This is a genomic window from Tundrisphaera macrotermitis (assembly GCF_051175315.1).
Taxonomy (GTDB): Bacteria; Planctomycetota; Planctomycetia; order Isosphaerales; family Isosphaeraceae; genus Tundrisphaera.
This window is the reverse complement of record NZ_CP195100.1, coordinates 5,884,875-5,897,598: the sequence shown is the minus strand read 5'-3', so window position 1 is coordinate 5,897,598 and position 12,724 is coordinate 5,884,875. Positions and strand designations below refer to the sequence as shown.

The following is a 12,724-nucleotide window of genomic DNA, read 5'->3' as shown; positions in this document are numbered from 1 at the left end:
TCAGGACGAGGCGCAAGCCAGCGGACGACAGCGGCCCCTCGACGGGCGAGGGGGGAGGTTGCATCCCTCCGGATCGCGAGATCCCGGGGGGTCGGCGTTGATGGCGATCAGCGCGGCGATGGCCTGCTGGCGGGCCAGGCCGGCCGCATCGCCCACCCCCTGGCGTTCCAGGCGGGCGAGCGTGGCCCGCCACAGATCGGCCAGCGAAGGTTGCGGTCGGCGTGCCATGATGACGTCCTCCTTTGCGACGTCGTCGTCGTACTCGAATCGGCGGGGCCGGCGAATCGCGGCCCACGCCCCATAGAGGCGAGCCGGACGATCCGGGTTCGCGGGCCGGTGCCGAATGATCCCGAGGCAGGACAGCCCGGTTCCCTCCGGCGGCCCTAACCTGCTATACTTCCCCCCTTCACGACGATCCGGCCCTGCGGGATGGGATGCGTATCCCGGGGCGATCCATCGTCGCGGTCCCCACCGGACGGGGCCTCCTGGCCTCGATCGAAGTGATGCCCGATCCGCAGACGGCCCTGGGCCGGGATGTCGACGACCTGGCGGGATTCGGCTACAAGCAGAGGCTGGACCGCACCCTGGGCGGGTTCTCCTCGTTCGCCGCCGGTTTTTCCTACCTGTCGATCCTGACCGGTTTGCCCCAGCTCTTCCATCTCGGGTATGCGGCCGGGGGCCCGGCCTTCTTCTGGACCTGGCCGCTGATGCTGGCCGGACAATTCCTGGTCGCTCTCTGCTTCGCCGAGCTGGCGGCCGACTATCCGCTCTCGGGCGGGGTTTACCAGTGGGCCAATCGAGTGTCCCCCGGCCCGGTGGGCTGGATGGCCGGATGGGTCTACCTGGCCTGCGCCGTGATCACCCTGGCCGCGGTGGCCCTGGCGCTCCAGTCGACATTGCCGCAAATCTCCCCGGCCTTCCAGCTGGTGGGGCAGGTGGGCGACCCGACGGATGCCGCGAAGAATGCGGTGATCCTGGGGACCGGCCTGATTGCCTTCAGCACGCTGATCAACGCCGTGGGGGTCAAGCTGCTCGCCCGGATCAACAATGTCGGCGTCTTCGCCGAGATGGCCGGCGCGATCATCCTGGCGATCCTCCTGTTCACCGCGGTCCGACGCGGGTCATCGGTCGTCCTGGACACCCAGGGACGCGGCGAGGGGTTGGCCTGGGGTTATTTCGCCCCGTTCTGCGCAGCCGCCCTGACGCCCTCCTTCGTCATGTACGGGTTCGATACCGCCGGCGCGCTGGCCGAGGAGACGGACAACCCCCGCAAAAGGGCGCCCCGCGCCATCCTGGGAGCCCTGGCGGCGGTGGGCATCATGGGGACGCTGCTGCTGCTCGGCGCGCTCCGGGCGGCCCCCGACCTCCGCGACCCGGCCCTGGGCCAGATCAGCGGCGGTATGCCGGCGATCATCAAGTCGGCGTTGGGCTCGGGGTGGGGCCGGCTGCTCCTGATCGACGTCGTCCTGGCGATCGTCGTCTGCACGCTCACGGTCCACGCCGCCGCGGTCCGCCTGGTGTTCGCGATGGCCCGCGACAACAACCTGCCGTTCTCGGTCGCCCTGGCCCGCCTCCCGGAGAAGACCCGGTCGCCCCTGGTCGCGGCCGTCATGCTCGGCGTCTGTGCGTTTGCCATCCTGATCGCGAACGTGGGCCATCCTCGGATCGTCGAGGTGCTGGCCTCGGTGTCGATCGTCTGGGCGAACCTGGCCTATCTCCTGGTGACGGCCCCGCTCCTGGTCAAGCGGATCCGCTATCTCGGGCGCCCCCGGCGGAGACGAGCCAAGGGATTGTTCGATCTGGGGCGGTGGGGCCTGCCGATCAATGCCCTGGCGGTCGCCTGGGGCGTTGTTGTGATCGTCAACATCAGCTGGCCGCGCGAGGCGATCTATGGGGATGATGAGATCGGGCGATATGCGGCCCCGATCGCGACCATCGCCTTGCTCGCCCTCGGGGCGCTTTATTACGTGGCGATCGGGCGTCGCGAGTCGGCCGGCGTGATCGAAGAACATCGCGCCACGCGGCCCGCTCCGGTCGCCGACATCGGAATGGGTTAGGGAGTCGGGACATGGGTCGCCTCGCCAAGAAGAAGAAGGCTCCACACCGCGATGGGGCCGCGACGGGTGTGACCGTCGCACCCCGGCCGACGTTGGCCGCGGTGATCATCGCCTGGTCCGTCCACCTGTTCACGGGGATGGGGCTGGTCGTCGCCGCGGCGATGGCGGTCCTCCTGGTCCGCGGCGGGGCCCCGGCATTTCGCGGGGTCTTCTTCCTGATGGTGGTCGGGACGCTGATCGACGCCATCGATGGGACCTTCGCCCGACGCGCCCACGTGAAGACGGTCCTGCCCAACTTCGACGGGCGTAAGCTCGACGACATCACCGACTTCCTCACGTACACGTTCCTGCCCTTGCTCCTGATCTGGAGGGCCCAACTCCTCCCTCCGGGGACCGAGGGCTGGCTCCTCCTGCCGCTCCTGGCGAGCGCCTACGGCTTCTGCCAGGTCGAGGCCAAGACCGACGACGGCTATTTCCTGGGCTTTCCATCGCTCTGGAATGTGGTCGCCCTCTATCTCTATTATCTGGACCTCCCGGCGTCCGCGGCCCTGGCGATCGTGATCGTGCTGGCCCTGATGACCTTCATCCCGAGCCGCTACCTCTATCCGACCCAGCCGGGCCGGTTCAATGCCTTCAGCAATGTGATCGGCGCGGTCTGGACGGTCATGGTGGCGTATGTGATCTGGCGCGATCCGGCCAGCCCGGAGGGACTCGATTCGGACACCCGCCAGCTTGCGACCATCTCCCTGTTCCACCCGGCCTTCTACATGATCTCCTCGTGGATCATCACGCTGTGGCACTGGTTCGGCCGAGGGCCAGCCCGCCCGGTCGAGCGGCCGTCTCACGTTTGAGCCTGTCACGACCCGGGGGATTCCCGATCGGCTCGGGTCCGAAATCGGTCGGCGAGCCGGTCCCTGCGGCCGATTGGCTTTGCCCGCTGGGCGGGATTCGGCTATGAACGGGCCTGGGCGGGCCGATGCCCCGCCCAGGCCCGGGAATGGAGTCCCACCACGATGGCGAAGCGTGCCCGACGACTTGTGCTCTGGCTCGCGCCCGGGCTCGGACTGTGCTGGTCCCTGCTCGCCTCGCGTGGGCCTCGATCGGCCATCGAAGACCTGCCCGACGCACGCGCATCGGTAGTTGCGCTCGGCAAGCGGCTGGGCCGGGAGTTGTCCCCGATCGAACTGACCCGGATCGCCCGCAGGGGGGATCGGGTCCTGGCCAACCTCACCCGAGAGGAGCGCTGGGCGTTGGGCCGCAATGCGGTGCGATTCCGGGTCGATCGACCCTGCATCGTCTCGGTCGCTGCGCCGATCCGGTCGATCCCATTCTGGCTCGCCGATCAAGGTTTTGCCGATGCGGGCATTCGCCTCCGCAACGAGGATGGCGAGTTCGCGGTTCATCGCAGGCACTTCCCCGCCGGTGTCATCGGGCTCGGCGTGAATGCGCTGGATCATGCCGCCCAGGCCCACTACGCCGTCCTGGTGCGGGGCGATGACGGTTCGCCGGTCGGGATCGAAGCCGTCGGCGACCAGCCGAGGCGGGCGGTCGCCGCAACCCGTTGGTCCTCACCTTTCTCCGATCGCTTCAAGCCCTTCGAGGTGATTCCCGAAGAACTTCGAGGTGCGACGTTTGTCCAGGTGGCTCATGAACGCCGCCAGGAAGTGTCGCTCGCCGGAGGGCGGGTCTGGAAAGCGAGGCAACCCTCGGGGCCGGTTCCTGATCAGGTGGTCGTCTCGTTCGGGGACGATCCGAGGCACGCCCTGTCCTGGACGTGGCGGACCCATCCGCTCTCCACGCGCTCGGTTCTCCGGATCGCCTCGGAGGGGGACCGCGGATCGATCCGCGAGGTGGAAGGCGATGCGCGGCCGATCGAGTCGGACGGGCTGCTCAACGACCCGACGATCCTCCGGCATCGGGTGGTCGTGGCGGATCTCAGGCCCGATACCCGCTACTTCTACTCGATCGGGGATGGGACGGAGGCCGGGTCGAGCCCCTGGCAGTCGACCCGGACGGCCCCGGACGGTCGGCCGGATTTCGGCTTCCTTTATCTAGGCGATGCCCAGTGCGGCCTGGAGCGGTGGGGCGACCTGCTCGCCGCGATGGCCCGGCACCGGCCCGATGCGGGCTTCGTCCTCATGGCCGGCGACCTGGTCGATCGGGGCAACGAACGGACCAACTGGGATCACTTCTTCCTCCGCGCCGGCAACGTCTTCGGGTCGATTCCCCTGATGCCGGTCGTGGGGAACCACGAGTATCTGGACAGGGGGCCGGAGATCTATCGCAAGACCTTCGACCTGCCCCGGAACGGGCCGCCCGGGATCGACCCCAACCTCGTCTATGCGTTCGAGTATTCCGACGCCTTCGTGGCGGTCCTGGACAGCAACCTGGCGATCTACGACGCGTCGCTGGCCAGCGTCCAGGCGCGATGGTTGGACGAGGCGTTGTCCCGGACCCGAGCCACCTGGAAGTTCGTCTCGTTCCACCACCCGGTCCATGCCTCGCACCGGACCCGCGAATACCCCCAGCTCGGCCCGGCCTGGTCGCCGATCTTCGAGAAGCACGGAGTCGATCTCGTGTTGCAAGGCCACGATCACGCCTACCTGAGGACGGTCCCGATGAAGGCCGGGCATCCGGCCAGCCCCGACGAGGTGGCCCCCGTCTACGTGGTCGCGGTGTCGGGCGACAAGTTCTGCGAGCAAGACCCGCGCGGGTACACGGCCAAGGGCTTCACCGATGTGGCCACCTACCAGACCATCGACGTGAAGGTCCGCGAACGCCGGCTCACCTATCGGGCCTTCGATCGCGATGGCCGCGAGGTGGATCGACTGGTGATCGACAAGGGACGCGAATCCGGCGATCAACTTGCCGGTCGGCCGGCGCCGTCCGTAGACTGAGGATGGGGCGACGCACCTCCAAGCCAGCGACGCCCGGTCAATCTGGGAGGCGGTCGCACCATGAGTCGCCATCGGACATCCTGCATCGTGCTCGTGCTCGGGGGATCGGGCCTGATCGCCCCGGCCTCGGCCCAGAGCCTCGCCAATCCGCCGGCCTCGGGACAGGCCCAGGCCGTCTCTCCGGCGCCGGTCGCCTCGCAGGCCGAGTTGGGGCTGCTCCATGCTCTCCAGGCCAACCCCCTGACCGCCCCCTATCGGTTCGCCACCGAACCGAGGGGCAACAAGATCGCGCTGGTCGGACGCGTGGGCTCGAAGCGGGTCCATGACGAGGCGATCCGGATCGCCATCGCTCAAGGGGTCCCGGTCTACGACGCCCTGGTGATCGACACGGCCGAGGGGCGTCGCGTGGCCGACATGGCGATCGCCTCGGGCTATGCCGCGCCGGTCGAAGGCTTCCGGACCGTCCCCTACGGCTACGGGCCCCCGGCTCTCGGGCCCGGTTATGGCTATACGTCGCGGTCCGTCGGATTCGGGTACGGCTATGGGCCGACCCCCTACGCCAATTACCCGTCCCTGTTCGGGCTGGTCGGCGATCCGTTCTACGGCTTCGAACCGCCCACGATCGAATATCCCCCCTGGTGGGGGGAGTTGACCGCACGACGCCTGGCCACCAACCCCGCGGCCATCGATCCGGGGCAGCCCCAGAACCTCCCCGCCCCCAACGGCGGGACCGTGATGACCTACCCGGCCGCGCCTCAGGACGACGTGACGAAGATCCATCTCGATCCCGCGAACAACCCGGGTGAAAACCCGATCGAGGTGACGATCGACGGCCGAGGCGTGGCGACGCTTCGGGGAATTGTCCCCACGCTCGCCGATCGGATTGCCGTGGGGCAGAGGCTCGCCAAGGAGCCGGGGATCTCCGAGGTCATCAACCTCCTGACCGTCCGGATCGTCCCGGCGAAACCCGACGGCCCGCCGCCGCCCCCTATGCCCGCCGGCGAGCGACCCGCCCCCGCCGGTGAGGCCCCCCGCGAGGTGGTCAGCACCCCGATCGCGATCCCCGCCGAGGGGGATCCGGTCTCGCAGCGTGCCGAGAAGGCCCTGGCCGATCGCCCCGCGCTGGCCGAGACCGGCGCCCGCGTCAAGGTGAAGGACGGCATCGCGTCGCTGACGGGCAGCGTCCCCACGGCCTTCGAGGCGATGCTCGCCTACCGGGCGGTCCAGCAGACTCCGGGGGTCCGCGAGGTCGATGACCGGCTCGCCTTCGCCGTCCCTGACGAGAACCATCGCAACCCCCTGGCCGAAAAGGGAAGGCCGGAGGACGTCGAGCCCTACCTCGCCGCCCAGATCAGGCGGCAGGTCGGCGACCTGGCCCACGTCGATACGGTCCGCGCCCGCGGGGATTCGCTCGAGGTCCGCGGGACGCTCGGCCGGGAGGAGGACCGCGGCCGATTCGATGCGATCCTCCGCTCGATGCCGCTGCTCAGGGATTTCAAGGTCGAGTCCCAATTCGTCGTCGACACGCCCTGAATTTGATCGAGTTTGCGGGTCCGGCAAGCTGCGGAAGTCTGTCATGATCCGACCTGTGGCCTCGACGCAAAAATTGGTGTCGATTGGGCTTGGCGACGATGGATTGATCTTGATCGACCCGACTCCTCCTCCTAGTATGGCGCCGCGCCTCGGACCCGTCGCGCCGAGGCGAAGCGGCCCGCGTCCCAGATCGAACTGGGCCGGGAACCCCAGAGATTCCCAGGGAGAGGGGCCCGGATCGAATGACCGTCAACACGGTGGAGGGCGTCGCCCGGAGGGGCGGGGCGCTTTCTCCCGCCAAGGGCCAAGTCTCGTCTCGCCCGGCCCTGAAGACCCCGCGAGATGCCGAATCGGCGATGGCCGCCACCCGTCAATGGCTGATCGAGTCCCAGGATCCCCGGGGCTTCTGGCTCGGCGAGCTCGAAGGAGACACGATCCTCGAATCCGAGTACGTCCTGCTGATGGCCTACCTGGGCCGGCACGACTCGGACGAATGCGTCAAAGCCTGCCGATATATCCGATCCAGGCAATCCGACCACGGCGGTTGGGCGATCTACCCGGGCGGCCCGCCCGAGATCAGCGCGACGGTCAAGGCGTACTTCGCCTTGAAGCTGATCGGCGTCTCCACCGCAGACCCGGACATGGTCCGCGCCCGGAAGGTGATCCTTTCGCTGGGCGGGGCGCTCCGGTGCAATAGCTTCACCCGGTTCTATCTCGCCCTGCTCGGGCAGATCCCCTACGACGACGTCCCGAGCGTCCCGGCCGAATTGCTGATGATCCCGGCCAAGGTGCCGTTCAGCGTGGCGGCCATGTCGTCTTGGACCCGGACGATCATTGTCCCTTTGATGATCATCTCGTCGTTCAAGCCCTGCCGGCCCCTCTCTCCCGAGCAGGGGATCGCCGAGCTTTTCCCCGCCGATAAACCCCCGCCTTCTCGGTGGACCAAGCGGTGGATCTCCTGGGAGAACTTCTTCCTGGCGGCGGACCGGGGCCTCAAGTGGGCCGACCGCCTCCTGCCGTCCGCGTGGCGCCGCCCCGGCATCCGCGCGGCGGAACGGTGGATGCTGGAGCATTTCGAGAATTCCGACGGCCTGGGCGCGATCTTCCCGCCGATGGTGTATGCCATCGTGGCGCTGGGCTGCCTGGGCTACGCGGAGGACTCGGATGAGGTCAGGTGGTGCCACGAACGCCTCGACGAGCTGTTGATCGAGGAAGCCGAGACGATCCGGATCCAGCCTTGTCTCTCGCCGGTCTGGGACACGGCGATCGCCACGATCGCGCTGGCGGACGCGAAGGCGGCCGACTTCCACCCGGCGCTGTTCCGGTCGGCCCGCTGGCTGCTCGAGAAAGAAGTTCGAGTCGCCAGCGACTGGCAGGACCGCTGGAAGCCGATCGCCCCGTCGGGCTGGCATTTCCAGTTTAACAACGAGCATTACCCCGACATCGACGACACGGCCATGGTCCTCCTCGCCCTCCGGGCGACGGCCATGCGGGACGATCCCGAGGTCGTGGCGGCCACGCGCCGCGGGGTCGACTGGCTGCTCGCGCTCCAGAACTCCGACGGCGGCTGGGCGGCCTTCGACAAGGACATCAACAACCAGGTCTTTACCAAGGTCACGTTCGCCGACCACAACGCGATGCTCGACCCGAGCTGTGCGGATATCACGGCCCGCGTGATCGAGCTGCTGGGCACCCTGGGCTATCGCAAGGATCATCCGGCCATCGTCCGGGCCCTGGACTATCTGTGGAAGACCCAGGAGCCCGAAGGCTGCTGGTATGGCCGCTGGGGTGTAAATTACATCTATGGCACCTGGCAGGTCCTCCAGGGCCTGAAGGCGCTCGACTTCCCGATGGATCACCCGGCCCTGGTCCGCGCCTGCGACTGGCTCGAATCGGTCCAGCAGGAATCGGGCGGCTGGGGCGAGACCTGCGCCAGCTACGAGGATCCCTCGCTGATGGGGCAGGGGAACCCGACGGCCTCGCAGACCGCATGGGCCGTGCTCGGCCTGGTCTCCGGGGGTCGGGCGGCGGGCACCGCCGCTCTCAGGGGGATCGACTACCTGCTGAGCATCCAGCAAGAGGATGGCACCTGGGATGATGCCGACTACACCGGGACCGGCTTCCCCCTGGTGTTCTACATGAAGTATCACCTCTACGCCGTCTCGTTCTCGCTCATGGCCGTGGCCCGCCACACCGCGGCCATGAATCGGCTGGCGATGACGACCGTGGCCCGACCGCCCGGCGCGATGGCCAGCCGGATCCCGGCCCAGCCCCGCTCCGTCGAGGTTTGACATGCGGGCCATGCGGTCCCACCATGGCGCCGCATGGCCCGACCCCCGTTTCGCCCGGAATTCACTCCGATCTCGGTGCCTTCATGAAGACAACCCCGTGGCAAACCGCTTGAGCCCCGGCCGATGGTGATGGGACCCGGAGGAAAGCCGGCCCGCCCGCCAGGGCCGGCCGATATCGGGATCGTGGCGGCCCTCTCGATCGAGATCGCGCCGTTGATCTCTCGACTCCGTGACGTCCGCAAATATGCCGGCGAACGGCTCACCGTGATCGAAGGGGAACTCGGCGATCAGTTGATCGCCGTCGTCGTCGCCGGCGCCGGGCGGAAGCGGGCCCAGATCGGGGCCGAGATCCTGATCGACGGACACCGACCCCGCTGGATAATCTCGGCCGGCTTCGGAGGCGCCCTGTCTCCCGACCTTCATCGCGGCGACATCGTCCTGGCCGACGAGGTCATGAATCTGGAGGGGGGCCGGTTCGCGATCGACGTGGCCGTGCCTCCGCCCGTACCGGGCCAGCCGGCGATCCGGGCCGGGCGGCTCCTGACCGTCGATGAGATCATCCGCACGGCCGCCGAGAAGGCGGAACTTCACGCTCGCACCGGGGCCTCGGTGGTCGACATGGAGACCTCGTCCGTCGCCGCCCTGTGCGGGGAGCGGGGCGTCCGGTTTCTGTCGGTCCGGGTCATCAGCGATGAGGCCGGGGTCGACCTTCCTCCCGAGGTGGTGGCGATCCTCGGGCGGTCGGGAGGGCTTCGCCTGGGGGCGGCCGTCGGGGCGATCTGGAAGCGTCCTTCGAGCATGAAGGACCTCCTCCTGCTCCGCGATCATGCCAGATCGGCCGCCGATCGGTTATCTGCCTTCCTCTCGGCCACGATGGGCCAACTCACCTGAAGGGGCCCGGCCGTCCCCGCGTGTCCGATCGGGCGATGCGCAGTAGAAGGTGCGTCGGGGAAACCCGAACGCGTTCGGGCCAATCCGAAGGCCGGAGGTCGCTCGGCTTCGCACCGATCCTCATCGAAGCTCGTACTCTAAGGAGAGCGATCATCCTCGTGGGGTGGCCCTTGCTTCGGTGCGGCCGAAGGCCTATCTTCCGATGCTCCGGCACGCGCCGTCCGCGTGGCGAAGGAGGTCCGGTCATGCCCCTTTCCGGTCGGCTTCCTGGACTCGGTCCATTCGACGGTGTACGATTCGATCGGGCTTCGAAATGCCATGCCCCGGGGTGCCGGGATTGGCCGCTGAGGTCGGTTTTGGTCGAGCCGGGTCGCTCTTTTCATCCCGGCCGGGAGGCGACGATGCCCACGGCTCTGATCGTCGAAGATGACGCCGACCAGGCCGAAATGGCGGCTCGGATGGTCCGTTATCGCGGCTATGAGCCGGTGATCGCCTCGACCGGGGACACGGGCTTGGCCCTGGCCAGGGACCTCCGACCCGACGTCGTCTTGCTGGACCTCATGCTCCCCGATACCTCGGGTTTCGAGGTTTGCCGGGGGATCCGTGCCGACCGGGCGACCATGCTCACCCCCGTCGTGATGCTCACCGCGCTGGATGACGCCACCAATCGCACGCGGGGGTTCCGCGTCGGGGCCAATTCCTACGTCCCGAAGCCCTATGGCGCGGCCGATTTGTTCCGTGCCATCGGCGAGGCTTGCGCCTGGCGCGAGCGGATGGAGAAGGGCCGGATCCAGGGCGAGATCCACGTCGAGCTGAACAGCGAGGTCGCGTTCCTCCAGGAAGTCAACGACTTCCTGATGGGCATCACCATGGCGATCCCCCTGGACGAGAGCGAGCTATTCAACCTTCGACAGGCCTTGCTGGAGATGGGGCAGAACGCCATCGAATGGGGCAATCGCCACCGCTCCGAGCAGCTTGTCGACATCACCTATCGGATCCACGACGACCGCGTTGAGATCGTGATCCGAGATCAAGGTGCTGGCTTCGACCGCAACAACCTGGCGCACGCCGCCTCGGCCGACGATCCCATCGCGCACATGGACGTCCGGGAGAAACTGGGCCTGAGGGAAGGCGGATTCGGGCTGATGGTCACCGACGGGATGGTCGATGAGATGCGGCATAACGAGAAGGGAAACGAGGTGACTCTCATCAAGCGGTTCCTGCCGCGGGAAATGGATCGGTCATGAGCACCGCCTTCTCGTCCCCGAAAAAGCTCGCCAAGCGGCCGACGCTGGTCGTCGTCGACGATGAGCCGGAGGTCCTCCGGTCGCTCCACGACCTCTTCCGGCTCGACTACAAGGTCCTGACCTACGAGCGCCCCGCCGAAGCGTTGAGCGCCCTGGAACAGGCCCCCGAAATCGACGTCATCATGTCGGACCAGAGGATGCCCGAGATGACGGGCGTCGCCTTCCTCGGGAAGGTCAAAAAGCTCCACCCGGACGCCACCCGACTGCTATTCACGGGCTATGCGGATATCCGCGCCGTCATCGACGCGATCAACCAGGGCAACATCTTCCGCTATGTGACCAAGCCCTGGGATGCCGAGGAACTCGCCACGGTGATCCGGCAGGCCGTGGACCAGCACGCCCTCATCGTCGAGAAGAACCGGCTCCTCCGCGAGTTGACCGAGACCAATCAGCGCCTGATGGAAGCCGACCGCCTGAAGGGGAAGTTCATCGAGGTGGCCAGCCACGAGTTGAACACCCCGGTGACGGTCGTCCTGGGGCTGGCCGAACTCTGGAAGATGACCCAGAGCCCGGACTCCTCCCCGGCCGAGAGGAACTGGGTCGACCGCATCCATGGGGCCGGGCGACGCCTGGCGACGACCGTCGAGCGGATGCTCAAGCTCCTCAAGACGGACCAGATCGCCCCGGGGTTGGCGACGGAGGAGGTCGAACTTCGGCCCTTGCTGGTCCGTGCGCTTGCCGATGTCGGGCCCTTCCTGGAAGCTCGCCGCCAGCAGGTCGACTTCCGCGCCGCGGACGACCTGGGCACCGCCGAGGTCGACCCGGCGAAGCTGGCCGACGTGGTGACCAACCTGGTCGTCAACGCGATCAAGTTCACTCCGGATGGCGGGACCATCATCGTGGAGGCCCGGGGGGACGACCCCGAGCGATTCTACGTCCGCGTGACGGACCCCGGCGTCGGCATCCCTCCGGAAGATCGCGCCCACCTGTTCGAGCCGTTCTTCACCGGAAACGACACGCTGCACCACTCGTCGGGCGAATATCAGTATTGCAAGAAGGGGATGGGCCTCGGGCTCTGCCTGGTCAAGACGTTCGTCGAGTTGCATGGCGGCACGGTTGGCGTCGACAGCGCGCCGGGCGAAGGATCCACCTTCCTGTTCAGCCTACCCCGCCGGCAGCCGCCGGCACCCGGGGCGAAGCCGGGTTGCTGAACGGCCCGATCAGCCGAGTTCCCCCGGCTGGACCGACCTGGCCTGCTGGGCCACCAGGTAATCGCGGAGGTAACGGGGGAAGGTAGGCAGGCCGGCGAGATCCCAGGCCTTCTCGATGGCGACCTTCAACCTCTGATTATCCGCCTGCAAGGCCATGAAGGCGGCGGCGTCCGGGGCATCCGGGTCGATCGACAGGGCGTGGTCGTGGGTATTGACCGAGAGGAGGAAGCCCGCCTCGCCGTCCCACGGCTGGATCTGCATCTTCATGTGCGGATAGCGCGCATTGCCGAGCCGAAGGGCGTAGATCGGCGGCTCGACGCCTTTCTTGCTCACCCGTTCGAATGGGGGCTTGCAAAGCAGGTTTTCGGCCGTCGCATCCTCGGGCCATGCCAGCCGTCGGCGGACCGATTCGGGCGGCGGCTCCGCCGGATAGGCGATCTCCAGATAGACATCGATCCCCCTCCGCAGGAGGTCGAGCGGCATCCCCTGCGCAGTGGGCTTTTCGGTACCGGACGGCTCCATGGCCAGTTCTCGGGCGAGGGAGGCGGGGCGGGGAGAGAAGGCCACAGGCCCGGATCGGGTCGATCGGGTTTGGAC

Annotated in this window: 10 protein-coding genes; 8 read left to right on the top strand and 2 right to left on the bottom strand. The window is 67.7% G+C overall.

Features of this window, described 5'->3' with window-relative positions; genetic code table 11:
- Complete coding sequence (locus TA3x_RS23815; RefSeq protein WP_435017169.1) at positions 1–228, bottom strand: hypothetical protein; 228 nt, start codon at positions 226–228, stop codon at positions 1–3.
- 275 nt (positions 229–503) lie between these two features.
- On the opposite strand from TA3x_RS23815, the gene TA3x_RS23810 reads away from it, so the two are divergent.
- The 8 genes from TA3x_RS23810 to TA3x_RS23775 all read left to right on the top strand — a co-directional run bounded on the left by TA3x_RS23810 (position 504) and on the right by TA3x_RS23775 (position 12,127).
- Complete coding sequence (locus tag TA3x_RS23810) at positions 504–2,057, top strand: amino acid permease (RefSeq protein ID WP_435017168.1); 1,554 nt, start codon at positions 504–506, stop codon at positions 2,055–2,057.
- Positions 2,058–2,068: 11 nt separating this feature from the next.
- A complete protein-coding gene (locus tag TA3x_RS23805) occupies positions 2,069–2,908 on the top strand; it encodes a CDP-alcohol phosphatidyltransferase family protein (RefSeq protein WP_435017167.1) in 840 nt (279 codons plus the stop codon).
- A 162-nt stretch (positions 2,909–3,070) separates the two neighbouring features.
- Positions 3,071–4,954, top strand: a complete 1,884-nt coding sequence (locus TA3x_RS23800) for a metallophosphoesterase (protein WP_435017166.1) — start codon at positions 3,071–3,073, stop codon at positions 4,952–4,954.
- Between the two features lie 60 nt (positions 4,955–5,014).
- Positions 5,015–6,487: a BON domain-containing protein gene (locus TA3x_RS23795; protein ID WP_435017165.1), complete on the top strand. Its 1,473-nt coding sequence runs from the start codon at positions 5,015–5,017 to the stop codon at positions 6,485–6,487.
- Positions 6,488–6,729: 242 nt separating this feature from the next.
- Positions 6,730–8,778 carry a squalene--hopene cyclase gene (gene shc, locus TA3x_RS23790; protein ID WP_435017164.1) on the top strand — a complete coding sequence of 683 codons (2,049 nt, stop codon included), beginning with the start codon at positions 6,730–6,732 and terminating at the stop codon, positions 8,776–8,778.
- Between the two features lie 123 nt (positions 8,779–8,901).
- Positions 8,902–9,669, top strand: coding sequence for a nucleoside phosphorylase (locus TA3x_RS23785; RefSeq protein ID WP_435017163.1), 768 nt, complete (start codon positions 8,902–8,904; stop codon positions 9,667–9,669).
- Positions 9,670–10,070: 401 nt separating this feature from the next.
- Complete coding sequence (locus TA3x_RS23780) at positions 10,071–10,916, top strand: response regulator (protein ID WP_435017162.1); 846 nt, start codon at positions 10,071–10,073, stop codon at positions 10,914–10,916.
- On the top strand, positions 10,913–12,127 hold the full coding sequence (locus TA3x_RS23775) for an ATP-binding protein (RefSeq protein WP_435017161.1): 1,215 nt from the start codon (positions 10,913–10,915) through the stop codon (positions 12,125–12,127). The genes TA3x_RS23780 and TA3x_RS23775 overlap by 4 nt, the downstream gene beginning before the upstream one ends.
- 9 nt (positions 12,128–12,136) lie before the next feature.
- Here the strand turns inward: TA3x_RS23775 and TA3x_RS23770 are convergent, their stop codons facing one another.
- Positions 12,137–12,649 carry a hypothetical protein gene (locus tag TA3x_RS23770; protein WP_435017160.1) on the bottom strand — a complete coding sequence of 171 codons (513 nt, stop codon included), beginning with the start codon at positions 12,647–12,649 and terminating at the stop codon, positions 12,137–12,139.
- Positions 12,650–12,724: the final 75 nt, after the last annotated feature.